Origin of the sequence: Cryptosporangium phraense, from assembly GCF_006912135.1 — a bacterium.
Classification (GTDB): Bacteria; Actinomycetota; Actinomycetes; order Mycobacteriales; family Cryptosporangiaceae; genus Cryptosporangium; species Cryptosporangium phraense.
Genome location: NZ_VIRS01000044.1, coordinates 1 through 26,404, shown reverse-complemented (window position 1 = coordinate 26,404; position 26,404 = coordinate 1). Strand labels below are relative to the sequence as shown.

The 26,404-nt window shown below is 72.4% G+C and carries 23 protein-coding genes; 15 read left to right on the top strand and 8 right to left on the bottom strand.

Translation table 11 applies throughout. The annotated features are described in order from the left end of the window. Positions 1 to 18 precede the first annotated feature (18 nt). Positions 19 to 1,770, bottom strand: coding sequence for an MFS transporter (locus tag FL583_RS35705; RefSeq protein ID WP_142709325.1), 1,752 nt, complete (start codon positions 1,768 to 1,770; stop codon positions 19 to 21). A gap of 107 nt (positions 1,771 to 1,877) precedes the next feature. On the opposite strand from FL583_RS35705, the gene FL583_RS35700 reads away from it, so the two are divergent. From FL583_RS35700 to FL583_RS35690, 3 genes are all read left to right on the top strand, one after another. Further along, complete coding sequence (locus tag FL583_RS35700; RefSeq protein WP_142709324.1) at positions 1,878 to 2,669, top strand: hypothetical protein; 792 nt, start codon at positions 1,878 to 1,880, stop codon at positions 2,667 to 2,669. Further along, positions 2,666 to 3,469 (top strand): hypothetical protein, encoded by an 804-nt coding sequence (locus tag FL583_RS35695; RefSeq protein WP_142709323.1) that lies wholly within the window; start codon positions 2,666 to 2,668, stop codon positions 3,467 to 3,469. The genes FL583_RS35700 and FL583_RS35695 overlap by 4 nt, the downstream gene beginning before the upstream one ends. A 74-nt stretch (positions 3,470 to 3,543) precedes the next feature. Continuing rightward, positions 3,544 to 4,962, top strand: a complete 1,419-nt coding sequence (locus FL583_RS35690; protein ID WP_142709322.1) for a serine hydrolase — start codon at positions 3,544 to 3,546, stop codon at positions 4,960 to 4,962. Here the strand turns inward: FL583_RS35690 and FL583_RS35685 are convergent. From FL583_RS35685 to FL583_RS35670, 4 genes are read right to left on the bottom strand one after another with little or no spacing between them, the layout of a single operon-like run. Beyond that, positions 4,937 to 6,823, bottom strand: coding sequence for a glycoside hydrolase family 127 protein (locus FL583_RS35685; protein WP_142709321.1), 1,887 nt, complete (start codon positions 6,821 to 6,823; stop codon positions 4,937 to 4,939). The two genes, FL583_RS35690 and FL583_RS35685, sit on opposite strands and share 26 nt — an antisense overlap. A 12-nt stretch (positions 6,824 to 6,835) precedes the next feature. After that, positions 6,836 to 7,642 carry a carbohydrate ABC transporter permease gene (locus FL583_RS35680; RefSeq protein ID WP_142709320.1) on the bottom strand — a complete coding sequence of 269 codons (807 nt, stop codon included), beginning with the start codon at positions 7,640 to 7,642 and terminating at the stop codon, positions 6,836 to 6,838. Continuing rightward, positions 7,642 to 8,556, bottom strand: coding sequence for a carbohydrate ABC transporter permease (locus FL583_RS35675; RefSeq protein WP_142709319.1), 915 nt, complete (start codon positions 8,554 to 8,556; stop codon positions 7,642 to 7,644). Before FL583_RS35675 ends, FL583_RS35680 begins: the two co-directional genes overlap by 1 nt. Positions 8,557 to 8,558: 2 nt before the next feature. Continuing rightward, a complete protein-coding gene (locus tag FL583_RS35670) occupies positions 8,559 to 9,848 on the bottom strand; it encodes an ABC transporter substrate-binding protein (protein ID WP_142709318.1) in 1,290 nt (429 codons plus the stop codon). Between the two features lie 134 nt (positions 9,849 to 9,982). On the opposite strand from FL583_RS35670, the gene FL583_RS35665 reads away from it, so the two are divergent. After that, positions 9,983 to 10,969, top strand: a complete 987-nt coding sequence (locus FL583_RS35665) for a LacI family DNA-binding transcriptional regulator (protein WP_142709317.1) — start codon at positions 9,983 to 9,985, stop codon at positions 10,967 to 10,969. Positions 10,970 to 11,783: 814 nt separating this feature from the next. On the opposite strand, the gene FL583_RS35660 is transcribed toward FL583_RS35665, so the two are convergent. After that, complete coding sequence (locus FL583_RS35660) at positions 11,784 to 12,530, bottom strand: site-specific integrase (protein ID WP_142709316.1); 747 nt, start codon at positions 12,528 to 12,530, stop codon at positions 11,784 to 11,786. A gap of 211 nt (positions 12,531 to 12,741) precedes the next feature. On the opposite strand from FL583_RS35660, the gene FL583_RS35655 reads away from it, so the two are divergent. From FL583_RS35655 to FL583_RS35645, 3 genes are read left to right on the top strand one after another with little or no spacing between them, the layout of a single operon-like run. After that, positions 12,742 to 13,029 (top strand): STAS domain-containing protein, encoded by a 288-nt coding sequence (locus tag FL583_RS35655; RefSeq protein ID WP_170324045.1) that lies wholly within the window; start codon positions 12,742 to 12,744, stop codon positions 13,027 to 13,029. Continuing rightward, positions 13,026 to 13,709: a lysophospholipid acyltransferase family protein gene (locus FL583_RS35650; protein WP_142709314.1), complete on the top strand. Its 684-nt coding sequence runs from the start codon at positions 13,026 to 13,028 to the stop codon at positions 13,707 to 13,709. The genes FL583_RS35655 and FL583_RS35650 overlap by 4 nt, the downstream gene beginning before the upstream one ends. Positions 13,710 to 13,765: 56 nt before the next feature. After that, the gene (locus tag FL583_RS35645) at positions 13,766 to 14,863 is read left to right on the top strand and encodes a magnesium and cobalt transport protein CorA (RefSeq protein WP_142709313.1); all 1,098 of its coding nucleotides are present in this window, start codon (positions 13,766 to 13,768) and stop codon (positions 14,861 to 14,863) included. Here FL583_RS35645 and FL583_RS35640 read toward each other — a convergent pair. Then, positions 14,860 to 15,939: an ABC transporter permease gene (locus FL583_RS35640; protein ID WP_142709312.1), complete on the bottom strand. Its 1,080-nt coding sequence runs from the start codon at positions 15,937 to 15,939 to the stop codon at positions 14,860 to 14,862. The two genes, FL583_RS35645 and FL583_RS35640, sit on opposite strands and share 4 nt — an antisense overlap. 72 nt (positions 15,940 to 16,011) lie before the next feature. On the opposite strand from FL583_RS35640, the gene FL583_RS42650 reads away from it, so the two are divergent. The 6 genes from FL583_RS42650 to FL583_RS35610 all read left to right on the top strand — a co-directional run bounded on the left by FL583_RS42650 (position 16,012) and on the right by FL583_RS35610 (position 23,692). Next, complete coding sequence (locus FL583_RS42650) at positions 16,012 to 18,876, top strand: helix-turn-helix transcriptional regulator (RefSeq protein WP_142709311.1); 2,865 nt, start codon at positions 16,012 to 16,014, stop codon at positions 18,874 to 18,876. Between the two features lie 98 nt (positions 18,877 to 18,974). Continuing rightward, complete coding sequence (locus FL583_RS35630; protein ID WP_142709310.1) at positions 18,975 to 19,730, top strand: ABC transporter ATP-binding protein; 756 nt, start codon at positions 18,975 to 18,977, stop codon at positions 19,728 to 19,730. Further along, entirely contained in the window at positions 19,730 to 20,446 is a 717-nt protein-coding gene (locus FL583_RS35625; RefSeq protein ID WP_142709309.1) for an ABC transporter ATP-binding protein, read from the top strand. The genes FL583_RS35630 and FL583_RS35625 overlap by 1 nt, the downstream gene beginning before the upstream one ends. Beyond that, entirely contained in the window at positions 20,446 to 21,312 is an 867-nt protein-coding gene (locus FL583_RS35620) for a branched-chain amino acid ABC transporter permease (RefSeq protein WP_142709308.1), read from the top strand. Before FL583_RS35625 ends, FL583_RS35620 begins: the two co-directional genes overlap by 1 nt. Positions 21,313 to 21,317: 5 nt before the next feature. Beyond that, the gene (locus FL583_RS35615) at positions 21,318 to 22,388 is read left to right on the top strand and encodes a branched-chain amino acid ABC transporter permease (RefSeq protein WP_142709307.1); all 1,071 of its coding nucleotides are present in this window, start codon (positions 21,318 to 21,320) and stop codon (positions 22,386 to 22,388) included. Between the two features lie 35 nt (positions 22,389 to 22,423). Continuing rightward, positions 22,424 to 23,692 carry an ABC transporter substrate-binding protein gene (locus tag FL583_RS35610; RefSeq protein ID WP_142709306.1) on the top strand — a complete coding sequence of 423 codons (1,269 nt, stop codon included), beginning with the start codon at positions 22,424 to 22,426 and terminating at the stop codon, positions 23,690 to 23,692. A 93-nt stretch (positions 23,693 to 23,785) separates the two neighbouring features. Here the strand turns inward: FL583_RS35610 and FL583_RS35605 are convergent, their stop codons facing one another. After that, the gene (locus FL583_RS35605; protein ID WP_142709305.1) at positions 23,786 to 24,169 is read right to left on the bottom strand and encodes a winged helix-turn-helix transcriptional regulator; all 384 of its coding nucleotides are present in this window, start codon (positions 24,167 to 24,169) and stop codon (positions 23,786 to 23,788) included. Between the two features lie 124 nt (positions 24,170 to 24,293). On the opposite strand from FL583_RS35605, the gene FL583_RS35600 reads away from it, so the two are divergent. Then, complete coding sequence (locus FL583_RS35600; RefSeq protein ID WP_142709304.1) at positions 24,294 to 25,142, top strand: SDR family oxidoreductase; 849 nt, start codon at positions 24,294 to 24,296, stop codon at positions 25,140 to 25,142. 33 nt (positions 25,143 to 25,175) lie between these two features. Then, a complete protein-coding gene (locus tag FL583_RS35595) occupies positions 25,176 to 26,360 on the top strand; it encodes a GNAT family N-acetyltransferase (RefSeq protein WP_142709303.1) in 1,185 nt (394 codons plus the stop codon). The last annotated feature ends 44 nt before the right edge of the window (positions 26,361 to 26,404 follow it).

Here is a 26,404-nt window from a genome sequence, read left to right as displayed (position 1 = left end):
ACGTAACCCTCTCGTGGTTCACCCCCGGATCGACGCGAGCTCGCGCTCGACCGCGGCCTCGTGCTCGGCCGCATCGCGGGCCGCCCGGCGCGGGCTCCAGCGTCCGGCCAGCAGGAACACGAACGGCAGGAAGATCACCTGGCCGGCGAACGCGACCCACCACCACCGCTGCCACTCGTGCGGCGCGTTCTGCTGGGCCCGTTGCACGGCGGCGCCGTGCTCCTTCAGGTAGGCCAGGTCCTCGGCCGGGACCTTCCCGAGTGCGGTCAGCGCGCCCACGGCCGCGTTCACCCGGTCGCCGTACTGGGCGACGGCCTGCTGCTCGGCCGGCGGCGCGAGCGAGACGTCGGGGTACTTCTGCTCGGTGGTCAGCACCGCGCCGACCGTCGTCACCGGCAGGCCGGCGATCTCCGCCACCGCGACCGCCTGGACGACCTGGTTGCCCGGTTCCCGGGCCAGCGTGTCGCTCGTCGACGGGGAGATCTTGGCCGCGGTCCCGAGCTCGGACGCGTACTTCGTCGCCAGCGTCTGGACCTTCGAGCCGTGATCGACCAGCGCGTTCGCCGACGGCACGGCCAGGATCAGCCCGATCAGCGACAGCACGACGATGACCCGCAGCAGGCTGCCCCACACGGCCAGCCCGGTGGCCGTCGCGGCCGGGTTGTGCCGCTCGACGGTCTCGGTGAACGCGGCCATCCAGGCGCAGTAGGCGACGCCGCCGCCGGCCGAGATCACGACGAGCAGCCAGGCGAACGTGTAGTAGCCGGTCTCAGGATGGGTCGTGAGCAGCGCGAACACCGCGACGCCGGCCGCGCTCACGACCCCGCCGGCCACCATGAACGGCTTCCGGACGCGCAGCCGGTCGGAGACGACGCCGACGACCACCAGCGCGATCGCGTTCGAGATCCAGTACCAGTTGGCCAGGCTGTTGGCCCGGGCCTCGGAGTACCCGAACTGGATGGCGTAGTAGATGACGAAGAACCCGACCGCGAAGTAGTAGAAGAGCAGGAACACGCTCACCGCGAACGCCGATCCGACGATGTCCGGGCGCAGCATGTCCCGCCAGGAGTGGGCGGCGGCCCGGGCCGGGTCGATGCCGGCCGCGCGCGCCTCGACCAGCGCGCGGTCGCGCAGGCTCACCATCAGCTGGTCGCGGATGCCGGGCGAGAGTTCACGCAGCCCGACCAGTGCGAGCACGAACACGACGAGACCGATCACGCCGCAGACGTAGAACTGGAACCGCCAGTCCGGGTGGCTGGGCAGCGTGTTCGACGACACCGTGGTCACGACCAGGCTGCCGATCACCGGCCCGAGCGTCCAGAACCCCATCGCCGACGCCCGCCCGAGCTGGGGCGAGAAGTCGCGGATCAGCGCCGGGGTGGCCACCAGGACGACGCCCTCGACGAAGCTCAGCACGCTGAAAAACACCAGGTAGGTCAGCCGGGAGGACGCGTTGGGCAGCCCGGCCAGGATGATCAGCGCGGTGACCAGGAGCCCGGCCACCACCATGTTCGCCCGGCCCCAGCGGTCGGCCAGCCCGGCCACCACCGAGGCGAGCGCGCCGGCCGCGTTACCGACGATCGAGACCAGGACGAAGTACCGGAGCGTCATGCCGTACTCGGCGATGATCTGCGTCGCCACGGCTCCCTGGATGTAGAGCTCGTAGTACAGGACGATCGTCGCCAGGACGACGATGCCGAGGTAGAACGCGCGAGGCGCGGTCGCGGGGTAGTGGTCGAGCTGTCGCCGCCATAGCCGGGTGAAGTACATCGCGCACGCCCTTCGTTGGACGAGGTACCGCGGGGAACCACCGAAGTTAGCAGCGCTAGTTTGCGAGTGTGACCCGAACCACCAATCGGGTGCCCTACGCTGCCGCCGTGGCCGATGGGAACGCTGAGCCGGTCGAGCGGATCCACCGGACGCCGGTTCAGTACCTGTTGCTGGTGCTGGCCCGCCCCTCGATCTGGCTGATCTGGTTCGGCGGCGTCGCCGTCGGGCTCGCGGTGTTCTCGCTGCTGCTCCCGCGCTGGATGTGGACGCTCGGCAGCCCGGTGTACGCGGCCGCCGTCCTCGTGCCGCTCTGCGCCTGGCGGATGCGAGTGCTGGACTCCCGGGCCGTCGCCGAGGGCCGGCTGGCCGTGCCCGAACCGCGCCGGTTGCCGGCCGAGGCCCTCGAACCGGCTGCGCTGCGCGCGACCGTGGACGACGCCCTGCGCGGCCTGTTCCGCTACGACCGGGTGGGCCGGTACCTCGTGCTGGCTCTCGCGGTGCTGGTCTTCGCGTCGATCTTCCTCCCGACCGACGACATTCCCCGCTGGGTGTGGATACCGTTCGTGGTCGGCGGCGGCGGCTGGATGTGCTGGATGGTCCTGCGGGTGATCCCTCGGTTCCAGGCCGCGGCCCGGGAGACCCGGGACGGTTTCGTCGCCGGGACCGTGCCGCAGCGCGTCGGACGCATCGTGCGGATCAACGTCGGCGACCCGGTCGTCGAGATCCCGGACGAGGAGACGCGGTACGAGGTGACCTGCGGCTGGTCGTCCCCGCCGGGCGTCCGGGCCGACGACGAGGTGCTGGTCGTCGGGGAGTGGCGGCGCGGTGCGGTGGTGCTGGTGACCGGCGTCGATCACAAGGGCCGGCCGAAGAGCTTCTGGGGAGAGCTGAAGCCATGACCGACGAGAGCCCGGCGCCGGTCGAGAGGATCCACCGGACGCCGGTCCAGTACCTGCTGCTGGTGCTGGCCCGCCCGTCGGTGTGGCTGATCTGGCTCGGCGGCACGCTCGCCGGGCTCGGGCTCCTCGAACTCGGGGTTCCGTACTGGATCTGGTCGTTCGTCAGCCCGCTGTACCAGTTCGGAATTCTGGTGCCGCTCTGCGTCTGGCGGATGCGGGTGCTCGACGCCCGGGCCGTCGCCGAGGGCCGGCCGGCCGAGGCTCTCGACCCGCCGCCGGCGGAGGCCCTCGACCCGCCGCCGGCCGAGCTGCGGGCGACGGTGGACCGCGAGTTGCGTCGTCTGATCCGGGTCTCCGGCTGGAACGGGGCCGGCCTGCTGGCGTTCGGGATCTGCTTCGTCGCGGCGGCGGCGTTTCTTGATTCCACCGACACCCCGCGGTGGGTCTGGATCCCGGTCATGCTGGCGGCGGGAGCCTGGATGACCTGGCTGGCCGTGCGCACGATCCCGCGGTTCCGGCGCGAGGCACGCAGGACCAGGGACGCGTTCGCCACCGGGCGGGCTCCGTGGCACGTCGGGCACATCGTGAAGACCAGCGCCTTCGTGCCGGTGCTCGAGGTCGCCGCCGACGAGACGCGGTACGAGGTGAGCTGCCCCTGGACGGCTCCGCGGGGCGTCCGGGCCGACGGCCGGGTGCTGGTCGTGGGGGAGTGGCAGCGTGGCGCGATCGTGCTGGTCACGGGCCTGGACGCCAAGGGGCGGCGGAAGGGCTACTGGGGAGAGCTGAAGCCCGCCGACTGACGTGTCCGCGTGTTCCCTCACCGATCTTCGTTGCGCTGCTTGAATGGGCCTAACGGGGGCAAATAGGGGGATAGGTGCGTCGGACGACCGTGGTTGCCGCACTGCTCGTCGGCGCCGTGCTGTTCGGAAGCGTCGTCACCGGCTGCCAGGACGACGCGGGCGCGCGGCCCGGGTCCCGTCCGGCGGTGGCGAGCGCGCCGGTCGTCCCGGACGGGTCGGTGGGGCCGAGCGGGCCCGCGGTTCCCGAGACGACCGGCCCGGCCCAGGACTCCGAGCGCTCCGCCTGGCTGGGCCGCCGCCTGCGGAGGATCGTCGACGCGCAGCGGTTCGACGACGTGGTGAACGCGAAGACCGGCGCCCCACCCCCCGCGGTGCCGAACGTCGACGCGGCGGTGATCGAGCTCGACGACGCCGGGCGGCCGGTCGCGGCCGCGAACACGCTGCTCTCGCAGGACTACCCGCACGGTGTCGCGGTGCCGGTGTCGCAGAACTGGTCCGCGCCCGGGGTCGACTGGACCCACTGGAGCAACGACGTCTGGGCCGCGCACGGACGGACCGACCCGCTGATCCCGGCCCGGGCGTCCAAGCCGCTGGAGTTCATGGCGCCGTACCCGGCGTCGGTGTTCAAGCTGATGGTCGCGTTCGGAATCGGCCGGCTGGCCGACCGGGGCGGCGTCCGGTTCGACGAGACCTACGACTACCGGCCGCGCAAGGCGACCTGCCCGGGCGGACGGCAGCCGGGCACGCACGAGGTGTCGTGGTGGCTCGACGCGATGCTGACGTACTCCGACAACGGGGCCACCTGCGCGCTGCTCATGCTGCTGCACGAGCGGGGCGGCGTCACCCCGACGAACGCCGAGCTGCGCGACCTCGGGCTGACGACGCTGCAGATCCGCGGCACCGACGGCGCCGACGGCGGCGGCTGGTCGTTCGAGGGCCTGACGATGACCGCGCTCGACACCGCGCGCCTCCTGCTGCTGTTCACCGACGCCCCCGGAATTCTCTGGCGCACGCCCACCGGCGAACCGGTCACGACGAGAACGCTCAGCCGGAGCTCCCGGCACACGATCCGCGGCCGCCTGGCCGAGCAGGGGCTCAACCAGGCGCTGTCCACCGCCAACTGGTGCGGGCAGAGCTATCCGGCCCCGGGCATCCCGCAGCGGGTGCCGAGCCGCTGGATCGACACCTCGACCGGCATCGTGTCGGTCGCCGGCCGGGTCTGGAGCGGCGACGTCCGGGGCTGCGCCGGCGACGCCCAGGTGGAGTTCGACCACAAGACCGGCCTGGTCGAGAGCGCGGGCGCCGACGCGGGCATCGTCACCGCGCTGCCGGGCCGGCGGCCGAGGCACTACGTCGTCGCGGTCTTCTCCAACCTGGGCTGCCGGTACGCCGACCACGTCGGCGCCCACGGCGGCGTCTGCCGCTACACCGAGAAGCTCGCCACGCTCGGCGCGGCGATCGACCGCCTCATGATCGAGGCCCGGTCGCGGTAGGGATCCACACCCGCATGGCGCCGGGCTCCCGGTTGGCCCACAGGAAGTAGGGAATCGCGGTCAGCGTGACCGGCGCCCGCTCGCCGGACGGCCCGCCCCCGTAGAGCGGTGCGCCCTCGGACGACGCCACCGCCCCGTGCGCGGTCAGCACGACCGGGATCGCGCCGTCCCTCGGCTCCGCCTCGATCGGCGCTCCGTCGTCCAGGCGGACGTCTTCCAGGCGGACGTCTTCCCGCCGGACGTCGAGATCGGCCTGTTCGAGGCAGTAGACCAGCGGCCCGCGGAGCAGCGCGACGCAGCCCCGGACCGCGTCGACCCGCGGATGCGCGGACGTCACCCGCGGCTCCATCGGCAGCGAGAGCACGACCTGCTCGCCCGGCTGCCAGGCCCGCGTCACCGACGCGTAGTCGCCCGCGACCGGCGAACCGTCCAGCGTGGCCGACGTGCACCAGCCCGGGATCCGCAGGTCGAGCGTCCATTCCGTGCCCGGCGACGACGGCGTGACGGTCAGCGTCACCCGGCCGTCCCACGGGTAGTCGGTCGCGACGTCCACCACCCCGAACGGCGTCTCGACGCGGCCCGCCGCGTACAGGTGCACCTGCACCCCGGCGTCCGTCGTCGTCGCGACGTAGCTCTGCAGCGACGCGACGAGCCGGGCCAGGTTGGGCGGGCAGCATGCGCACGAGTACCAGGACAGCCGCTCCGACGGGGCGTCCTCGTGCGAGCCCTCGTGCCCGGTGCGCAGCTGGAGCGGGTTGGAGTAGAAGAAGTGCGTGCCGTCCCGGGCGGTCGAGCCCGCGATCCCGTTGTAGAGGACGCGTTCCAGCTCGTCGGCGTAGCGGTGGCCGCCGGTGGCCAGCAGCATCCGCCAGTTCCAGGAGAAGCTGGCGATCGCCGCGCAGGTCTCGGCGTAGGCGCGGTCGGGCGGCAGCTCGTACGGGTCGCCGAACGCCTCGTCCCGGTGCCGGGAGCCGTGTGCGCCGGTCAGGTACGTCTTGGTGCCGAACGCCGACTCCCAGAGCCGGGCGGCGGCGTCCAGCAGCCCGGCGTCGCCGGTCTCGACGGCCACGTCGACGACGCCGGCCAGCAGGTAGAGCTGCCGGACCGCGTGGCCGGTCACCTCGTCGGCCTCCCGGACCGGGAGATGGTCCTGGTAGTAGTGCCGCCCGAACCGCGGCTCGTCACCGAGCAGCCCGCGGCCGCGCAGCTCGACGAACCGGGCGGCCAGGTCCAGATAGGGCCGGTGCTCGGTCTCCCGGTACAGCTCGACCAGCGCGGTCTCGATCTCCGGGTGCCCGCACACGCCGTCCTCGACGCTGAACCGCGCGACGAGCAGGTCGGCGAACCGGCGGGCGACGGCCAGCAACCGATCGCCCACCCCGGCCCGGGACGCGGCCACCGCGGCCTGGATCAGGTGCCCGGCGCAGTACAGCTCGTGGCTCCAGACCAGCGCGGCCCACTGCTCGTCGCGGTGGTCGGTCTGGAAGTACGAGTTCAGGTAGCCGTCGGCGTCCTGGGCCTGCTCCAGGAGCGTCGTGAAGTCGTCGAGCACCTCGACCGAACCCGTGCCCCGACCGATCTCCCAGGCCACCGCCTCGAGCGTCTTGTAGACGTCGGAGTCGGCGAACCACATCCCGCGGAACTCGCCCGCTCCGGTGGTCACCCGGCGCAGGTTGCCGACGTTCCCGGCCGCTTCGAGCTGGTCCAGGCAGTGCGGCAGCGACGCGGTGGAGTTGCGGTGCTGCCAGGCCCCGAGCAGCCCGTCCGGGTGCAACGTCGTCGCGCGCAGGCCGAGCGGTCGCAGCGCGCCGATGGTGGGGGCGGCCGGTCCGGCCGCGGCGAGAAGAGTCGTGTCGGACATCGTGAAGACCCCTTAGCCTTTGAGTGCGCCCGCGCTGAAGCCGCTGACGTAGTAGCGCTGGAGCAGCAGGAACACCAGCACGCAGGGCAGGGCCGCGGTGACCACACCGGCCTGCAGCGCGCCGTAGTCGATCGAGCCGAGGTTCCCCGACTGCAGGTTGTAGAGCGCGATCGGCAGCGTGAACTTGGTGCCGTCGGTGAGGAAGATCAACGGAGCGACGAACTCGTTCCAGGACGCCAGGAACGAGAACAACGCGACCGTGACAATGCCCGGCGCCACCCCGCGCAGCAGAACGCGCCGCAATGCTCCACCCGGAGTGCACCCGTCGATCAGCGCGGCCTCCTCCAGCTCGACCGGCAGCGCCTCGAACGAGTTGCGCATCATGAACAGCCCGAACGGCAGCTGGAACATCGCCAGCACGAGGCCCAGCCCGATCAGCGAGTTCTGCAGGCCGAGCCAGCCCAGCACGATGTAGAGCGGGATCAGGATCGTCGTGTACGGCACCATCAGGATCGCCAGCGTGACCAGGAACAGCAGGTTCTTGCCCGGGAACGACAGCCGGGCCATCGCGTACCCGCCGAGCGTGGTCGCGACGACCGTGACCAGCACGGTCACCAGCGCGGCGACCGTCGTGTTCAGCACGTAGAGCCCGATGCCCTCGCCGTACCTCGACATCCGCTCGTAGTTGTCGACGCCCCAGCCGCCGGCTCCGTTCGTCGCCTGCGGGCCGTGCGTCGACGAGTAGAGCGTCCAGATCATCGGCAGCAGGAAGAGCACGGCCAGCACCGTCGTGGTGCTGTAGTAACCCGCCTTTCTCATCAGTCCTCCCTGCGGATCAGACGCATTTGGACGGCGTTGAGCAGGATCAGCACGGCGAGCACCGCGACCGAGATCGCGCAGGCCCGGCCGAGGTCCTGGTTGAGGAACGCCTCGCGGTAGATGTCGATCGCGACGGTCGTCGTGTCGTGCCGCCCGCCGGTGATGATGAAGAACTGGTCGAACGCCAGCAGCGAGCCGGTCACCGACAGCACGGTCATCAGCGCGAGCGTCGGCCGCAGCAGCGGCAACGTCACGTACCGCATGATCTGCCAGCGGCCGGCGCCGTCGGTGCGCGCGGCCTCGTACAGCACCGGTTCGATGCTCTGCAGACCCGTCAGCAGGATGAGCATGTAGAACCCGGCGAAGCGCCAGGTGATCATGCCGATCGTCGACGACAGCGCGCTGCCGTTCGTCCCGAGCCAGTCGACCGGACCGAGGCCGACGTCGGCGAGCAGCGTGTTCAACGGCGAGTCGCCGGTGTTGTAGAGGCCGTAGAACAGCAGGCTCGCGGAGCCGAGCCCGACCGCGGCGGGCAGGAAGTAGATCGTGCGGAAGAAGCCGACGCCGCGGCGGGCCTCCTGCATCAGCAGCGCCAGCCCGAACGCGACCAGGCTCAATACGACGGTCGTGACCAGCGTGTACTTCAGCGTGAACCAGATCGCGCGGAGGAACAGCGGGTCGGAGAGCGCGGAGTAGTTCTCCACCCCGTTGGGGGCGGACGCGCCGAGCAGCGGCCAGTGGTTGAACGACATCCAGAACATCAGCACGAGCGGGAGCACGAACAGCAGCAGCACGATCACGGCCATCGGCGCGGAATAGAGCAGGCCCAGCCGCCGCCGGCCGCGGCCCGGTCCGCGGCCGGCGGGGGCTCCCGCCCGGACGCTGCGCGCCGGGCGGGAGAGTGTTGCCACCATGCTCAGCCGCCCGAGGACAGCGACTCGGTGATGCTCGGGTTGTGTTTCGCGAGCGCGTCGGCCGACGTCCCGGAGCCGAACACCGCGTCGACGATCGTGGCCGTCCAGGGGCCGCTCGGGTCGTTGAACGTCTTGCCGAAGTTCACCGAGATCGGTGTCTGGCCCTTGCCCGCGAGCTGGTTGAACACGCCGAGGCGCGGGTCCTGCTTCGCGTAGGCGTTGTCGGCCAGGTCGCTGCGGACCGTGATGTTCTTGTTCTTCGCGACGACCTCGACCTGCGCCTTCTCGGACAGCGTCCAGGAGATGAAGTCCCAGGCTTGGGCGGCCTTGGTGGTGTTCGCGCCGATGCCGATCACGTCGCCGCCGACGAACGAGCTCTCGCCGCCGGTGAGGCCGGGGATCGGAGCGACGCCGATCTCGAGCTTCGGGCCCTCCTTGAACGTCTGGAGCGCGGTGGCGCCGAGCGGCTGGATGCCGATCTTGCCCTCGCCGAACGCCTGCGTCCACGTCGGTCCGCCCTCGTTCTTGACCGCGGTCGGGACGAGTTTCTCCTTGTACATCCGCTTGTAGAGCTCGTAGACCTTGGCCGCCGCCGGGTTGTCGACCGTCGACTCGGTGCCCTTGTCGTTCAACACGTTCGCGCCCGAGGCCCAGATCATCGGCCAGGTCGTGAACAGCGTGCAGCCGGGGCAGGAGCCACCGAAGAAGTACCCGTCGACGCCGTTTCCGAGCGCGTCGATCTTCTTCACGTCGGCGTAGAGCTCGTCCAAAGTGGTCGGCGGTTTGTCGGGGTCGAGGCCGGCCTTCCTGAACAGCACCTTGTTGTAGAAGACGGCCGAGAGGTCGATGTCGTGGGGGACGCCGTAGACCTTGCCGTCGTAGGTGGCGGTCTTCATGTGCGCCGGGGCCAGCGTGCCCTTGAACGACAGCGTGTCGACCTTCGCGGTGAGGTCCTGGAAGATCCCCTTGGACGCGTAGTTCGGCGCGTAGACGACGTCGGCGGCCAGGACGTCGGGGAGCTTCTTGGCGCCGCTCGCCGTGCCGACTTTCTGCTGGTAGGTGTCGGACGGGATGACCGTCAGCTTCACCTTGTTCCGGTGCGTCTTGTTGTACTCGGTGACCAGCGTCTGGGTGAACGTGGCCGTGGCGGAGCGGGTCCACATCGTGATCGTCGAACCGTCGTCCTTGGCCTCGGTGCCGCCGGACGCGGTGGTGTCGCCCGCGCTCTGGCAGGCGGCGGACAGCAGGACTGCGGCGATGACGAGAGCTAAACGTGGTCGGAGCTGGCCCATCGGTGCCTCCTTGGACGTCGGGGCCTCGCGATTCCGGCAACTTCGGAAACCGTTTGCCGGGAATCTAGGGCTGCCGCTCTCAGCGTGTCAACGGCGAAGAGGTACCCTTCGCCGGGAGTCGGGGAGGAAACGCCGTGCGGAAAACAGATCGGCTCGCGACCATTCGTGACGTCGCCGCGCTGGCCGGGGTGTCGGTGGGCACCGCGTCCAAGGCGCTCAACGGCCGGGGGACGCTACGGGCGGAAACCCGCGAGCGCGTGCGGGAGGCGGCCGACCGGCTCGGCTTCGAGGCGAACGCGGCGGCCCGCACGCTGAAGGCCGGGCGCACCTACACGGTCGGGATGATCACCACCGACAGCATCGGCCGGTTCAGCATTCCGCTGATGCTGGGCGCCGAGGACGCGCTCGGTGCCGGCCAGATGTCGGTGCTGCTGTGCGACGCCCGCGACGACCCGATCCGCGAGCAGTACTACCTGCGGACGCTGCTCACCCGCCGGGTCGACGGCATCATCGTGACCGGCAGGCGGGCCCAGGCCCGGGCTCCGCTCGCCCCCGACCTGCCGGTGCCGGTCGTGTACGCGTTCATCAGCTCGACCGACCCGGGCGACTGCTCGGTGATCCCCGACGAGGCGGGCGGCGCGGCCAAGGCCGTCGAGCACCTGCAGGCGATCGGACGGCGGCGGATCGCGCACGTCACCGGGCCGGAACACCACGAGTCGGCGATCGGCCGGGCCGCGGCGGTCGCGGACTCGCTCGTCCGGCCCCCGCTGTACGGCGAGTGGAGCGAGGCCTGGGGCCGCCAGGCGGCGGCGTTGCTGCTGGCGGACGGGACTGATTTCGACGCGGTGTTCGCCGGTAGTGACCAGATCGCTCGCGGTGTCGTCGACACGTTGCGCGGGGCCGGGCGCCGGGTGCCGGAGGATGTCGCGGTGATCGGGTTCGATAATTGGGACGTGATGGTCTCGGCCAGCCAGCCGCCGTTGAGCAGCGTCGACATGGATCTGGATGGGCTGGGGCGTTCGGCGGCGAATTTGCTGCTGGCGGCGATCAATGGGGAGCCGGCCCCGGGGCGGCACGTGCGGCCGTGCCGCCTGGTTCTGAGGGGATCGACGTCCATTTAGGGTTCGTGTGTAATGGCGAGGCTGTGCCGCCGCTGCCCCGGTGCCGCCGGGAGTGACCTGTCTTGCCCGGCCTTTGGGCGGCCGTTGCGATCTGGTCGGACCGTTCGGGGCAGGGTCGGCCCGGACCGATCCGGGCGATCCCGGGCGATCCGGATGCGATCGAGCAGCGGCGTATCACCGGCCTGGGCGCCGGGGGGCTTTCCGTCGGCGGGCCGCGCCGGTCGACGGCGAGGTGGATCGTGGTGCTCAACCGCGCCGCGGGACCGTTCGGGCCGTTCGCCCTCGACCGCGAGCGGCTCGACCGCGATCCCGCGGCCCGACCGGTCGCGCAGCCCGACGCTGACGATCCACCCGACCTCGCCCACCGAATCGCCTTGAACGATCACGCGATCGAGGATCGTCCGCCAGGTGCCATCGGCGGTCCACAGCTGCTCGTGTGCGCTCTTCCACGGCCCACAGCGTTCGGCCGAGCCGCAACAACCCAGGTTCGGACCGGCAACGGTTCCTGCGACAGACCGCAGCCACGCCGCCTTCGGCGGTTGACTACCCGTACCGGGCGTGCCGGTGAGCTCGGAGCGCGCGGGCCGGCCTCGCTCCGGCCGGCGGCCGGTGATCAGCCGCAGCCGGCACGTTCGGAGCGGAGCCTGAGCTGCCGTGGAGTCGCCGACCGATGCCCGACCAAGCGGTGAGGGCACACGCCGTCGACCCCAACGGAGAGCGCGCTCACCAGAGCGCCGAGGTCTCACGCACCACGGCACCCTCCGTCGCATCGCAGGGGCCAGAACGCGCCCTCAACCCGCAACGAACCGAACATCTACGCCGTGCGGTACATCAGGGCGGCTCGGCGGAGTTGGTGGAGATCCCAGCCCGGTTCGCCGTCCGGCGTCCGGGTGTGTTGATCCAGCAGGATGCGCGCGCGGTCGTAGCCGAGCCTCGCCCGCCCGGTGTACGGGCAGAGGTCCGACCGCGACGGACGCCGGGCCGGCGGCGGCCGCCGCTCGGAGAGGAACACCGGACCGCGGGAGCGGCCCTCGATCAGCCGGGGCAGCAGGTGCGCGCTCCCGGCGTCCCAGCGCAGCGCGCCCGCCCGGCGCCCACGCAGATCGAGGGTCTCGATGTTCAACGCGAGAACGTCGTTCGCGCGGGCCGCGGTCTCGAACAGCAGGCGCCACAGCGTGCGTTCCCGCAACGGGACGTCCGGGCGCAGGATCAGCCGTTCGATCGCGTCCCGGGAGAGCGTGGCGGTCGGCTCACGCTCGCCGCTGCGACGCTCGACCGACAGCTCCGGCGCCTGCTGGCCTCGGGCCCGGCACCAGGCCAGCCAGCCCGCGACCGCGGCCCGGTTGCGGTTCCAGGTCGCCGCGGCCGCGCTGCCCCAGAGCCCGGTGATGGCGCTGAGCAGCTCTTCCTCGCCGACCTCGGTGAGCGGGCGGTGACCGCCCAGCCAGCCGGCGAGCCGGTCCAGCACGCTGCTGTAGGCCCGGTGGGTGTTCTCGTTCGCGCACTGTGGCGAGGCCAGGTAGGCCTCGACCGCCGCGTCGACACTGTGCGCATCACTCATCGCCGGGCACCGCCTCGGCGATGTACCGGATAACGTTTGGGGGTGAACCCGGCGGGTTCGAGGTCACAGCGGTACCCTACGCCAAGATGTACCGGATAACGGTGTCATGAGCGGGAGGCCGGCAGTGGGTTCAGCCGCGTGGTCGGACGCTGGGGACGATGTTGCCCCCAGTGTCACTGAGCGTGCCACCGAGCGGCCCGGTGCGGTCTCGGTGGAGAACGGCGACGGTGTGGTGCGGATCGCGCTCACCGGGGCGGTCGACGCCGTGCTGGCGCCGCGGCTCGACGGCGCGGTCGCGGACGTCATCGCCGCGCAGCCGGCCGACGTCCGGCTCGACCTCGGGGAGGTGGACTTCCTCGGCTCGCACGGGATGGCCTTCCTGGTACGGGTTCAGCACGCGGCCCGGGCGGCCGGCCGCGGTGCGGGCATCGACGCCGTGTCACGACATGCGCTGATCGCGTTGCGGGTCGCTGGTCTCGAGCACTACGTACAGGTATGAGCGTATCCCCGGTCGACCGGAGCGGATATCTGTACTGGGTTTTCAAGGTCCTGCTGACCGGGCCGATGACGCTGTACTTCCGGCCCCACGTCGAAGGCATCGAGCACGTCCCCCGGCACGGCCCGGTGATCCTGGCCTGCAATCACGTGTCCTACCTGGACTGGCTGCTGCTGCCGCTGGTCGTGCGCAGCCGGCGGATCAGCTTCCTGGCCAAGCAGGAGTACTTCGTCGAGCCCGGGCTGCGCGGACGCTGGAAGAAGTACTTCTTCACCGCGACCGGCCAGGTGCCGGTGCTGCGGGTGCCCGGCGCGGGCGACGCGGCGCTGAACACCGCGGCCGGCCTGCTCGCCGGCGGCCGGGTCGTCGGCATCTTCCCGGAGGGCACCCGGACCCGCGACGGGCGGCTCTACCGCGGCCGCACCGGCCTGGCCCGGATCGCCGCCGCGACCGGCGCGCCGGTGGTCCCGTGCGCGACGGTCGGCGTCTTCGAACTCGCCCCGCCCGGCGCGCGGTTCCCGCGCCCAGGCCGCGTGACGGTGAGGTTCGCGCCCGCGATCACGTGGGACGCCCCGGAGGACGCCCTGCGGGAGCGCACCGACCAGCTCATGGACGTGATCCAGAAGCTCTCGGGCCAGGAGTACGCCGGGGTGGACGCTGTTCTTCCGGGGCGCGACAACTGATCGGGGCTACCCCGGCGGCTCGTCGGCCCGATTCGTCGTCGCTCTATCCTGGCGCGATGCGTGCCTCTGCGTTTCGGCGTCTCGCGCGGTTCCTGGAGGGGGCGGCGGACGAGCCCACCGAACCCTCGGAGCAGCCGCGGCCGAACCACTCGGCCGAGCACGCGGTCGTCGACTGCGCCCGGTACGTCGACGGCGTCCGGGTGAAGGGCCGCCTCCCGCTGGCCGAGGCTCCGCGCGCGCTGCGCCGGCGTGACGGCTTCGTCTGGGTCGGCCTCCGAGAGCCGACCGCCGAGCAGTTCGCCGAGGTCGCCGAGCGCTTCGCGCTCCCTCCCCTCGCGGTGGCCGACGCGGTCACCGCGCATCAACGTCCGAAGCTGGAGCGGTACGGCGAGGTTCTGTTCGCGGTCCTCAAACCCGTTCACTACGTCAATGCCGACGAGGTCGTCGACGTCGCTGAGCTGGCCGTTTTCGTCGGACCGAAGTTCGTGGTGATCGTCCGCCACGGCGATACGGACGTCCCGGCGCGGGTCCGGGCCCTGGCCGACGGGGACCCCGAGGTGAGCAAGCACGGGCCGCTGGGCGTCCTGCACCGGATCATGGACGTCGCGGTCGACGGGTACACCGAGGCCATCGACGGGATCGACGAGAACATCGACGACATCGAGTCGCAGGTGTTCGGCGGCGACGAGAACGACCACGCCGAGCGGATCTACAAGCTCAAGCGGGAGGTGCTGGAGTTCCGGCGGGCGGTGAAACCGCTGGCCCCGGCGTTGCAGCGGCTGTCGTCGCCGGATTCCGGGATGGTCGGCGAGACGCTGCGCCCGTACTTCCGGGACGTGCACGACCATCTGATGCGGGCGGCCGACGCGATCGACCAGTACGACAGCCTGCTCACCGACGTCCTGCAGGCCGATCTGGCGCAGGTCAGCGTCCGGCAGAACCGGACCGCGATGCGTCAGAACGAGGACATGCGCCGGATCTCGGCGTGGGCGGCGATCGCGCTGCTGCCGACCGCGATCGCCGGCCTGTACGGGATGAACTTCGACCACATCCCGGGGTCGTCGTCGCCGTACGGGTTCTGGGCGGTGATCGGCGTGCTGGCGGCCGCCTGTGTCCTGCTCTGGGTGTCGTTCCGGAGGAACGGCTGGCTCTAGGCTCCCGGTAGCGGGAGTTCCGCCGTGCGGTCGGTGCGGTTGGGCAGGAAGTTCGTCACCAGGATGGCCAGCGCGCCTAGCCCGGCGTACAGGCACAGGATCAGCAGCGGGTGCCCGAGCGGCGCGTCCGGGAAGTAGAGGCTGTCCCGGACGTACTGCGTCCCGGCGCCGGTGGGCAGCGCCTGACCGAGGTGACGGCCCCAGGCCGGCAGGAACTCGGGCGGAATGCTCGCGCCGGAGATCACGGTCCCGATCGTGAAGTACAGGAAGCCGGCCGCCGCACCGGCCGGGCCGATCAGCGCGACGAACCCGGCGGTGGAGCCGGTGATCGCCAGCGAGACCAGGCTGAAGCCCCAGTAGAGCGTGGAGTGGTCGGCGTCCCGCCCGACGCCGAACCAGCTCGCCGACCAGAGCACGATCGCCGCGGACGCCAGCGCGTACACGACCAGCGTCGTCAGGTGCCCGACGCCCCGGCGCCAGGACCGCCGGGCCCGCGGGATGAGCCGGCCGAGCCCGATCGAGGCGACGGTGCCGCCCAGGGCCAGCGCCTGCACGAGCATGCCGAGCGAGCCGCCGTTCCGGTCGTCGGCCGGCAGCGGGACGACGTCGGTGATCGTGCCGGGCGCGGTCAGCGTGCGGACGGTCGCGATCGGAACCGTGCCCGGCAGCTGCGCGACGGCGGCCGCGGTCTGCTTCTCCAGCACGGTCGTGAACGTCGTGCGGAGCACCGCGGCCGCGGCCGGTCCGGCGGCGCCCGCGACGTAGAGGTGCGGTGTGGTGCCGGTGACGTCGAGGCCGCCGTAGATCTCGCGCCTCTCGGTGGCGGCGATCAGGTCGGCCGCGGTGTCGTAGCGGGTGACGTCGTAGCTGTGCTCGGCGTTGAGCTGGACTTCCAGGCCGGCGGCCTGACCCTCGTTGGCGATCAGGCCGACCGGGAGCTCCCGGGGCTTCGGGGCGTGGGCCATGCCCAGGTAGTAGCTGGTGAGCAGGAGCTGGACGAGCACGCCGACGCCGGCGACCGCGCTCGCGATCCGGCGGAACTGCCGGGCCGAGGTGATCCGCGTTTCGGAGCTCATGGGCGTTTTATAGCAATTCGAGGTTGGGGAAGTGGGGGACGGCGTAGTAACCGGCGGGTAACAATCCTGGGCATGTCTGGCACCGTGCTCCGTGGCCGCTCGGCCGAGATCGCGCGGCTGGACGCGTTGGTCGCGCGAGTGGGGGCGGGGTCCGGCGGTGGGGCGGTGCTGATCTGCGGCGCGCCGGGGTCCGGGAAGACCGCTCTGCTCGAGCACCTGGCCACGGCGCCGGTGCGGGTGGTGCGGGCGTTCGGGATGGACGCGGAGTCCTCGCCGTACGCGGCCTTGGCGCGGGTGCTGAGGTCGCTGGCCGCGGAGCCAGCGTCGCCGCCCGCGCCGCCCGGGGCGGCCGGGCCGCCAGGGGCGGCCGGGGCGCTGCGGCGCGCGCTCGAGACCGGGGTGGACGAGCCGCGGGACCGGTTCGCGCTGTCCGTCGCGGTGCTGAACCTGCTGGTGGCGGCCGGGGAGCAGCGGCCGGTGCTCGTCGTGGTGGACGACGTCGACCGGATGGACGCGGCCTCGCGGGACGTGCTGGCGTTCGCCGGCCGGCGGCTGGCGACGGCCAACGTGGTGCTGGTGGCGACGTCCGGGCCGGTCGACGTGTGGCCGGGGATCGAGCGGATGCTGCTGGGCGGCCTGGACGCCGGGGCTGGGCAGGAGGTCGTCGCGGAGTTCGGGGTGGCGCCGGAGGTCGGGTCCGAGGTCGTCCAGCGGTGCGGCGGGTTGCCGCTGGCGTTGCGCGAGGTGGCGGCGGCGTTGACTCCGGAGCAGGCACGCGGGCGGGAGCCGCTCCCGTCCGAGTTCCCGCCGGGCAGCCGGATCCGCCGCGCCCACGAGAGGTGCCTGCGGGCCCTCCCTGCGCCCACGCGAGCGGCCCTCCTGCTGCTCGCCGCGTCCCCCGACGGATTGGATCCGGAGTTCGCCGGTCTGGCGGCCTCGCTGGAGCCCGCCGTCGCGGGCGGGCTCGTGGAGATCGCCGGCGGACGTCTGCGCATCACGCCGCCGCTGCTGGGCGGCGGCCTGTACGCGAGCGCGCCCCCGGCCGAGCGCCGGGCCGCCCACCGCCGCCTGGCCGCCGCGCTGGCTCCGGACGCCGACGACCCGATCGGACGGGTGCGCTGGCTGTGGCAGGTCGCGGCGGGCGGTGACGCCCCGGCCGGGTCGCTCGCGGAGAAGTTCGTCGCCGCGGCGGCCGCCGTGCGGGCCCGGGGTGACCATGCCACGGCCTCGCTCGCGGCCGAGCGTGCGGCCGAGCTGAGTCCGCACGCCGGAGCCCGGGCCGAGCACCTGCTCGCCGCCGCCCGAGACGCCTGGCTGGCCGGCCGCCCCCACCGGGCCGGAGTCCTCCTGAGCCGCCTGAGCCCGGCCCCCGACGCGCCCCGGCCCCTGGCTCCCGCCGGCTCCCGGCCCGCGGCCGGCGGGCTCGGGGACCTGCTGCGGGGGCAGATCGCGTTGCGGGCCGGGTCGCCGGCCGTGGCTCACGAGGCGCTCCTCGGCGCGGCCGCCCACCTGGCCGAGCGCGACCGCACCGCCGCTGTCGTCGCGCTCCTGCACGCCGGCGAGGCCAGCTTCCTCACCGGTGACCTGCGCCGCTACGTCGAGATCTCGCTGCGCGCGCTGGCGCTGCGCGAGGGCGGCGAGCCCCCGGACCGCGAGCTGATGTTCGCCTACGCGGCCGGCATGATGGCGCTCTTCCGCGGCCGGCACAGCGAGGCCGTGCACCGCCTCCGCGACGTCCTCGACCTCGTCCCGCGCACCGACGACCCCACCGCGCTCACCTGGGCCACGCTCGCCGCCCTGATGCTCGGCGAAGAGTCCCGCGCGTTCCGCCTCACCGAGCGGGCCGGGGCCGGGGCCCGGGCCCGGGGCGAGCTCGCGCTCGTACCGCGCACGCTCGAGCTCGCGACGTTCGCCCAGCTCTGGCTCGGCCGCTACGGTGCCGCCCTGACCTCGGCCCGCGAGGGCCTCCGCCTGGCCCAGGAGGCCGGCCTCGACAACTCGGTGACGCTGCACCGCGCGATGCTCGCGCTCTTCTCGACGCTCCAGGGCGACGACGACGCGAGCCTCCACCACGCCACCGCGGCCACCGCCGACGCCCGCAATCGGGGCCTGGCGATGCCGCACGCGCTCGGCTCGTGGGCGCTGGCCCACCGCGACCTGGCCGCTGGGCGCGCCGCCGACGCCGCCGGCCGGCTCCGGGCCCTGGCCGGTGCGGGCCGCGGCCCCGGACACGTCACCGGCCGGGTCCTCACCACCCCGCATTTCGTCGAGGCGGCCGTGCGCAGCGGCGACCGGGCCGGCGCGGTCGAGGCCACCGACCTCTTCGGACGCTGGGCCACGAACACCGGTAGCGCCGCCGCCCGCGCGCTGCTGGCCCGCTGCCAGGCCCTCACCGCGACCGATCCCGCCGACGCCGACGATGCCTTCCGCGAGGCGCTCACCCTCCACCTGATGGCCGACTCGGAGTTCGAACGCGCCCGCACCGAGCTGCTCTACGGCCGGGAGCTGCGCCGCCGCCGGGGCCCGTCGGCGGCCCGGGCGCACCTGCGCGGTGCGTACGACGCATTCGTGCGGCTCGGCGCGGTGTCGTGGGCCGAGCAGTGCCGCCGCGAGCTCCGCGCGACCGGCGAGTCCCTACGCCCGGCCACCGCCGGCAACCCGGCCACGCCCGGATACCCGGCCACGCCCGGATACCCGGCCGCGCCCGGATACCCGGCCACGCCCGGCAACCCGGCCACCACCCCGAGCCCACTCACCCCCCAGCAGCGCACGATCGCCGAGATCGTCGCCCAGGGAGCTACCAACCGCGAGGTCGCCGCACAGCTGTATCTGAGCCCGCGCACGGTCGACCACCACCTGCGCAACATCTTCGTCAAACTCGGCGTCCGCTCCCGGGTCGAGCTGGTCCGCCTGCTGAGCTCCGGGATCGGGCCGTAGAAATCGGGCCATAGCGACGCTGGCGATATTGCCGACGCGTCCGTCCGCGCTGGTCAACCAGGATCTCGTGCATCCCTTCACCGTCGATCGGGAGCGCGATGAGCGGGCTGCACGTGACCGAGGTCGGGGTGCGCTTCGGCGGCCTCGTCGCCCTCGACGACGTCTCGGTGGACGTACCGCCCGGGAGCGTCGTCGGCGTCATCGGGCCGAACGGGGCCGGCAAGACGACGCTGTTCAACGTCGTCTGCGGATTCGTCCGGCCGACGACCGGGACGCTGCGCTGGGACGACCGCCCGTTCCGGCCCCGGCCCGACCGGCTGGCCGCGGCCGGGATCGCCCGGACGCTGCAGGGGCTCGGCCTGTTCGCCGGCCTCACCGTGCTGGAGAACGTCATGGTCGGCGCCCCGGCGCGGGCCGGGTTCGCGTCGGCGCTGTTCGGGCTGCCCGCCAGCGACCGCGACGAGCGCGAACTCCGCGCGGCCGCCCGGGCGGCGCTCGACGACCTCGGGATCGGCCCGGAGGCCGCCGAACTCCCCGGCGCCCTGCCGTACGCGGTGCAGAAGAAGGTCGCGCTGGCCCGCGCGCTGGTCTCCCGTCCCCGCCTGCTGCTGCTCGACGAGCCGGCCGGTGGGCTGGGCGCCGACGAGGTCGACGAACTGGCCGCGCTGATCCGGGGGCTCCCGGAACGGTCGGGCTGCGCGGTGATGCTGGTCGAGCACCACATGGACCTGGTCATGGCGGTCTGCGACTCGATCGTCGTCCTCGACTTCGGCAAGCGCATCGCGGCCGGTACGCCGGCCGAGGTGCGCGACGACCCGGCGGTCACCGAGGCCTACCTGGGGGTGGCCTCCTGATGGCCTCGCTGCTCCAGGTCGAGGGCCTGACCAGTGGTTACGGCCCGGTGAGCGTGCTGAAGGACGTGTCGCTCACCGTCGAGCGGGGCTCGATCACCGCCGTGCTCGGCGCGAACGGGGCCGGGAAGACCACGCTGCTGCGCACGGTGTCCGGCCTTCTCCGCCCCACCGGCGGCCAGATCCTGTTCGACGGCGCCGACCTGCGGAGCGTCCGCATGGAGCAGGTGGTGCGCAAGGGAATCGCCCACGTGCCGGAAGGGCGCGGGGTGGTGGCCGAGCTGACCGTCGACGAGAACCTCCGCCTGGGCGGTCTCTGGCGGCGCGACCGGCCGGACGCGGCGAAGGCGCTGACCGAGGTGTACGAGCTGTTCGAGCCGCTGGCGCGGCGACGCCGGAGCGTCGGTCACCAGCTGTCCGGCGGCGAGCGGCAGATGCTGGCGCTCGGCCGGGCGCTGGTCGCGCGGCCGCGGTTGCTGCTGCTCGACGAGCCGTCGCTCGGGCTCGCGCCGCGGGTGACCGCGCAGATCCTCGGCCTGCTGGCGCGGCTGCGCGAGCAGACGGGCCTGACCGTGCTGCTCGTGGAGCAGAACGTCCGCAGCGCGCTGTCGGTCGCCGACCACGGGGTCGTGCTGTCGGTCGGGCGGGTGGCGATGTCCGCGCCCGCGGCCCGGCTGCGGGACGACGACGACCTCCGCCACGCCTACCTGGGGTTCTGATGGATCGATTCCTGTTTCTCTCGTTGGACGGACTGTCGCGGGGTGCCGTGTACGCGGCGTTCGCGCTGGCGCTGGTGCTGATCTGGCGCGGGACGCGGGTGGTGAACTTCGCGCAGGGGGCGATGGCGGTCGCGACCGTCTACCTCGCGTACTCGGTGTCGTCGGCGACCGGGTCGTACTGGCTCGGGTTCGCGTCGGCGCTGGTCGGGGCCGCGTTGCTGGGGGCGGTCGTCGAGGTCGTCGTCGCGCGGCGGGTGCACGACGCGCCGCCGCTGAACGCGATCGTGGTCGCGATCGGTCTGGTGCTGCTGATGCAGGCCGTGCTCGGGATGGTCTACACGAACGAGTACCTTGCGTTCCCGGCCCCGTTCAGCCAGACCGCGGTCGTGTTCGGCGTCTCGCCGTACGACCTGTTCGTCTTCGCCGTCGTCGGCGTCCTGCTCGTGCTCCTGACCGTCCTGTTCACGCGGACGCCACTGGGCCTGCGGATGCGCGCGTCGGCGTTCGCGCCCGAGGTGTCGCGCCTGCTCGGGGTCGACGTGGCCCTCATGCGGACGCTCGGCTGGGTGCTGGCCGCGGTGGTCGGATCGCTGGCCGGGCTGCTGGTGATCCCGACCGAACTGGGGCTGCATCCGACCGCGATGGACGACATCTTCGTGGCCGCGTTCACGGCCGCGGTCGTCGGTGGGCTGGACTCGCCGCTCGGCGCCGTGGTGGGCGGGTTGATCGTCGGCGTGCTGCTGTCCTGGGTCGGCGGTTACGTGCGCAGCGACGCGACGCCGCTCGCGGTGCTGGTGCTGCTGGTCGGGGTGCTGCTGGTCCGGCCGGGCGGCCTGTTCGCGGCGCCGCGCGCCCGGAAGGTGTGAGCGGGATGGATTCGCGGGTGATCGACGAGGCGCGCGCCGGTGGAGCGCGGCGGGCGTCGGAGGTGTCTTCTCCGCGCCGGGTGAACACGTTGCTGCGGCACCTGGTGATCGCGGTGGTGGTCGGGGTCGTCGTCGTGTGCGCGACCTACCAGATCTCGCCGTTCCGGAACTACCAGCTGGCCACGGTCGCGGCCTACCTGTGCGTGCTGCCCGGCCTGATCGTGCTGACCGGGTTCAACGGGCAGATCTCGCTGGGGCACGGGGCGCTGATGGCGGCCGGGGCGTATCCGGTGGCGTTGTCGCAGAACCTCCTGGGCGGGGACGCGTGGTGGCACCTGCCGGTCTCGATCCTGGCCGGGGTGGTGGTCGCGGTGCTGGTCGGCGCGGTGATCGGCGTCGCGGCGGCCCGGCTGCACGGGCCGTACCTGGCCGGGGCGACGCTCGCGGTCGCGGTCAGCGTCCCGGCCGTGGCGACGACGTTCGACGGGGTGTTCGGCGGCGACGCCGGGCTCTCGTTCGCGCTGGCCCCGGCGCCGTCGTCGCTGGGCGCGTATTTCCCGTTCGAGCGCTGGCAGGCCTGGGTCGCGCTGCTCGGCGCCGGGATCGTGATGCTGCTGCTGGCGAACCTCGTCCGGAGCCGGTACGGCCGGACGTTCCGCGCGGTGCGCGACGACGAGGTGGCGGCCGCGCTGGCCGGGATCCACGTCGGACGCGCCCGGGTGCTGGCGTTCGTGGTGTCGGCGGCCGGGGCCGGGCTCGGCGGGGCCATGTTCGCGGTGCTGGCCCAGAGCGTGTCGCCCGGCGCCTACGGGCTGACGCTGTCGCTGAACCTGGTGCTCGCGGTCGTGCTCGGGGGGCTGGGCGGGCTGCGCGGAGCGGTGTGGGGCGCGGTCGCGCTGGTCGCGCTGCAGCCGGTGGCCGATGCGGCGACCGGGTGGCTCGACCTGGGCGCGGCGGCTTCGCAGCGGCTCGAGGGGACGCTCCCGCTCGCGGTCTTCGGCTTGGCGCTCATCGTCGTCATGACGACTGCCCCCGGCGGCCTGGACGCGCTCGTGACCCGAATCTTGCGTCGCTGATCTCTCCACCCCAACCTCATCAGAAGGGCCGGTCCATGCTTCGTTCCCTGTGGCGCGGTGTCGCCGTCGCTGCCGCGCTGGCGGTCGTCGCCGCGTGCTCCGAGGATTCGCCGGGCGGTAGCGGCGCCGCCGTGCCGGGCGTCACCGACACGACGATCGTCGTCGGCACGCACCAGCCGCTCACCGGCCGGGCGGCCGCCGGCTACTCGAAGATCTCGGCCGCCACCAAGGCGTACTTCGAGTACGTCAACTCGAAGGGCGGCGTCCACGGCCGGAAGATCGAGTACAAGGTCGTCGACGACGCCTACGACCCGGCCAAGACCCAGCAGGTCGTCCGGCAGCTCGTGCTGCAGGACAAGGTCTTCGCGATCCTCAACGGACTCGGTACCCCGACGCACTCCGGAGTGCTCGACTTCCTCAAGACGAACAAGGTCCCCGACCTGTTCGTGTCCTCGGGGTCGGCGCTGTTCAACCAGCCGTCGAAGTACCCGGACACGTTCGGGTTCAACGTCGACTACGTGACCGAGGCCAAGGTCCTGGCCAACTACGTCAAGAAGACGTTCCCCGGCCGCAAGGTCTGCTTCTTCGGCCAGAACGACGACTTCGGCGCCGACGCCCTGCGCGGGGTGGAGACCGTCCTCGGGCCGGTCGCCGTGTCGCAGAAGTACGTGCCGACGAACCCGAACGTGGCGCCGCAGGTCGGGGCGCTGAAGGCGGCCGGTTGCCAGGTGAACGTGCTCGCGACGATCACCCCGTTCACCGCGCTGACGATCGGCACCGCGGCCAAGCTGGGTTACCGGGCGCAGTGGGTCGGCAGCAGCGTGGGCGGCGACTTCACCGGGTTGTCGGCGTTGCTCGGCAAGCCCGCGGGAGTGCTGCTGGAGGGTTACGTGACGTCGGGGTACCTGCCCAGCCCACTGGACGACGCGAACCCGTGGACGAAGCTGTTCAAGGACGTCAACGCGAAGTTCAACGGGAACGCGACGTTCGAGGTCAACACGCTGTTCGGGATGGCCGTGGGGTACACGTTCGTCCAGGCGCTGCAGGCCGCGGGGGAGGATCTGACCCGGGAGTCGCTGATCTCCGCGGTGGAGAAGGGTGGGTTCGCCGGGCCGTCGCTGGTGCCGATGCGGTACGGCAAGGACGATCATTCCGGGTTCAGCGGGACTCAGATCTCGGTGATCCGTGGGGGGAAGCAGGCGTTCGTCGACACGCCGTACGTCACCGACACCGGGAACGGTCCGGTGGAGCCGCACCCGGCCGACGCGTCCGTGCCACCGGCCGACGGGATCCCGACGGCCTGAGTTCCGGGCCCCCGTCGGCCTCGGCCGGCGGGGGCGGAGCCGGCCGGGCCGGCGGGCGGGTTCGGGCGGCGGAGCCGGCCGGCCGGTGGGGGATCAGTGGTTGGCGTCGTAGTCGGCGCGGGCGGCGGTGACCTCGGGCATGCGGCTCTCGATCAGCTCGATGAGCCCGAAGATCTGTTCCGCGACGTCGGCCCCGAGCGGGGTCAGGGTGTACTCGACGCGCGCCGGGATCGTCGCCAGCACCTCGCGCTTGACCAGCCCGTCGCGCTCGAGCGCCTGCAGGGTCTGAGCCAGCATCTTCTCGCTCACCCCGTCGACCCGCCGGCGCAGCGCGTTGAATCGGTACGGGCCCTCGCGCAGCGCGGTGAGGGCGAGCCCGCCCCATTTGCCGGTGACGTTCTCGAGCGCCCGGCGCGAGGTGCAGTCGCGCGCGAAGACGTCAGCGACCAGATCCTCGGTCGACGGCTCGGCACTCACGTTTGCAGCGTACGCGGAGGCGGCGCTTTCCGCCCGCTCAGTGACCGTACTCACCCCGAGGTTGCACTTTCGAAAAGTTAGTACAAGCTAGGAGGCGTCTTCGACCGATCTGAAGGAGCACCTCGTGATCACCGTGACCGCCGCTACCGGCCACCTCGGCCGGCTCGTCGTCGCCGACCTGCTCGAACGGGGTGTGCCCGCCTCCGACATCACGGCCGCCGTCCGTACCCCCGAGAAAGCCGCCGACCTCGGCGTCCGCGTGGTGAAGGCGGACTACGACGAGCCCGACACCCTGGCCGAGGCCTTCGCCGGGACCGACCGGCTGCTGTTCATCTCGGCCAGCGAGGCCGGGGCGCGCTCGAGGCAGCACCGGAACGTGGTGGAGGCCGCGCGGGCCGCGAACGTGGGGCTGATCGCCTACACCGGGATCCTGAAGTCCGACACGACCAGCCTGAAGCTGGCCCAGGAGCACCAGGAGACCGAGGCGGCCATCAAGGCGTCGGGGCTGCCGTTCGTGTTCCTGCGCAACGGGTGGTACCTCGAGAACTACACCGGACAGATCGCGCAGGCGGTGGAGAACGGGGTCGTTCTCGGAGCGTCCGGAGACGGCCGGGTGTCCGCGGCGGCGCGCGCCGACTTCGCGGCCGCGGCGGCCGCCGTGCTGGTCGACCCGGTGCCGGGCTCGATCTACGAGCTGGGCGGCGACGAGGCCTTCACGCTGTCGGAGTACGCGGCCGAGGTCAGCCGCCAGAGCGGCACGCCGGTCGTCTACCGGGACCTGCCCGAGGCCGAGTACGCGCAGACGCTGGCCGGCTTCGGGATCCCGCAGCCGTTCGCCGAGATCCTCGCCGACTCCGACCGCGGACTCGCGGCCGGCGACCTGTTCACCGACAGCGGTGACCTGCGCCGTCTGATCGGGCGCCCGACGACGTCGCTCGCCGACGCGGTGGGGGACGCGCTGAAATCGGCATGACTTTTGTCGTAGGTGGGTGCTGAAGTTTCGGGCATGGCTTCCGTACGTGTTCTCGAGACTTCCGACGACCTCGCCCGCGCGTTCGAGGTCTTCCGCACCGCGCTGATCGGCATCCCGCCGTACCCCGGTGAGATCACCGGAATCAGCGAGCCCGGCCGGGTGCTCGGCGGCGTCGTCGACGACGAGATCGTCGGCACCGCCGCCGCGTACAGCAGCACGATCGTGGTGCCGGGCGGTGCCCGGCTGCCCCACCTCGCGGTGACGAGGGTCGGCGTCCTGCCGACCCACACCCGCCGCGGGGTGGCCCGCTCACTGATGAACTACCAATTGGCCGACGCTCGTCAGCGCGGCGTTCCGATCGCCACCCTGCGAGCCGCCGAGGGGGGCATCTACGAGCGGTACGGGTACGGCATCGCCGCCTGGATCCAGTCCGTCGAGGTAGCGGCCCGGAAAGCGGTGTTCCGGCCCGGCGTGCCGGTCGGCGGCCCGGTGCGGCTGGCCGCCGCCCCGTGGGCCGACGCCCGCCGGGTCTACGAGCGGGTCGATCCGTCCTGGGTAGGGGCGATGTCCCGCACCGACGAGTGGTGGACGGTCCGCCAGGTGCGCTCCGACGACGACAAGGAGCAGGCGGTCGTCGTCCTGCACGGCCCCCCGGGCGCCGAAGACGGCTACGTGCGCTACCACCCCGGCGAGTGGCGCGACGAGGGGTGCACGCTGCTCGTCGACGACTTCGTGGCCGGGTCGCTCGAGGCCCGGCTCGGGCTGCTCCGGTACCTGTTCTCGGTCGACCTGGTGGGCCCCGTCCGCTTCGACGCCCTGCCGATGGACGACCCGATCCGCGAGTTCCTGGTCGACGTCCGCCCGGTGAAGACGGTCGGCGTCGAGGACGAGATCTGGCTCCGCCTGGTAGACGTCCCGTCGGCGCTGGCCGCCCGGACGTACCGGGGCCCGGGCGAGGTCGTGGTCGGCGTAGTCGACGAGGTGCTGCCCGAGAACGCCGGCGCGTACTGGATCGGAGCCTCCGGCGCCAAGCCGACGACCGCCGCGCCCCAGCTCACGGTCGACGTCGCGGCGCTGGGAGCGGCGTACCTGGGCGGGGTGAGGTGGCGGGATCTGGTTGCGGCGGGCCGGGTGACGGTGGCGGATGCTTCGGCCGTGGCCGTTGCGGATGAGCTGTTCGCGGTGGATGCGGCGCCTTATTGCGGGACGTTTTTCTGAGGGGTGGGGTGGTGGTGCGGGGCGCCGGGCTCCCGGGGGCCGCC

Excerpts from the sequence above, each read along its gene's own strand:
- FL583_RS35620 (WP_142709308.1), top strand. The coding sequence starts at position 20,446 with ATGGATCGATTCCTGTTTCTCTCGTTGGACGGACTGTCGCGGGGTGCC.
- FL583_RS35675 (WP_142709319.1), bottom strand. The coding sequence starts at position 8,556 with ATGGTGGCAACACTCTCCCGCCCGGCGCGCAGCGTCCGGGCGGGAGCC.
- FL583_RS35615 (WP_142709307.1), top strand. The coding sequence starts at position 21,318 with ATGGATTCGCGGGTGATCGACGAGGCGCGCGCCGGTGGAGCGCGGCGG.
- FL583_RS35645 (WP_142709313.1), top strand. The coding sequence starts at position 13,766 with ATGCGTGCCTCTGCGTTTCGGCGTCTCGCGCGGTTCCTGGAGGGGGCG.
- FL583_RS35595 (WP_142709303.1), top strand. The coding sequence starts at position 25,176 with ATGGCTTCCGTACGTGTTCTCGAGACTTCCGACGACCTCGCCCGCGCG.
- FL583_RS35660 (WP_142709316.1), bottom strand. The coding sequence starts at position 12,530 with ATGAGTGATGCGCACAGTGTCGACGCGGCGGTCGAGGCCTACCTGGCC.
- FL583_RS35610 (WP_142709306.1), top strand. The coding sequence starts at position 22,424 with ATGCTTCGTTCCCTGTGGCGCGGTGTCGCCGTCGCTGCCGCGCTGGCG.
- FL583_RS35685 (WP_142709321.1), bottom strand. The coding sequence starts at position 6,823 with ATGTCCGACACGACTCTTCTCGCCGCGGCCGGACCGGCCGCCCCCACC.
- FL583_RS35640 (WP_142709312.1), bottom strand. The coding sequence starts at position 15,939 with ATGAGCTCCGAAACGCGGATCACCTCGGCCCGGCAGTTCCGCCGGATC.
- FL583_RS35650 (WP_142709314.1), top strand. The coding sequence starts at position 13,026 with ATGAGCGTATCCCCGGTCGACCGGAGCGGATATCTGTACTGGGTTTTC.
- FL583_RS35705 (WP_142709325.1), bottom strand. The coding sequence starts at position 1,770 with ATGTACTTCACCCGGCTATGGCGGCGACAGCTCGACCACTACCCCGCG.
- FL583_RS35625 (WP_142709309.1), top strand. The coding sequence starts at position 19,730 with ATGGCCTCGCTGCTCCAGGTCGAGGGCCTGACCAGTGGTTACGGCCCG.
- FL583_RS35630 (WP_142709310.1), top strand. The coding sequence starts at position 18,975 with ATGAGCGGGCTGCACGTGACCGAGGTCGGGGTGCGCTTCGGCGGCCTC.
- FL583_RS35680 (WP_142709320.1), bottom strand. The coding sequence starts at position 7,642 with ATGAGAAAGGCGGGTTACTACAGCACCACGACGGTGCTGGCCGTGCTC.
- FL583_RS42650 (WP_142709311.1), top strand. The coding sequence starts at position 16,012 with ATGTCTGGCACCGTGCTCCGTGGCCGCTCGGCCGAGATCGCGCGGCTG.
- FL583_RS35695 (WP_142709323.1), top strand. The coding sequence starts at position 2,666 with ATGACCGACGAGAGCCCGGCGCCGGTCGAGAGGATCCACCGGACGCCG.
- FL583_RS35670 (WP_142709318.1), bottom strand. The coding sequence starts at position 9,848 with ATGGGCCAGCTCCGACCACGTTTAGCTCTCGTCATCGCCGCAGTCCTG.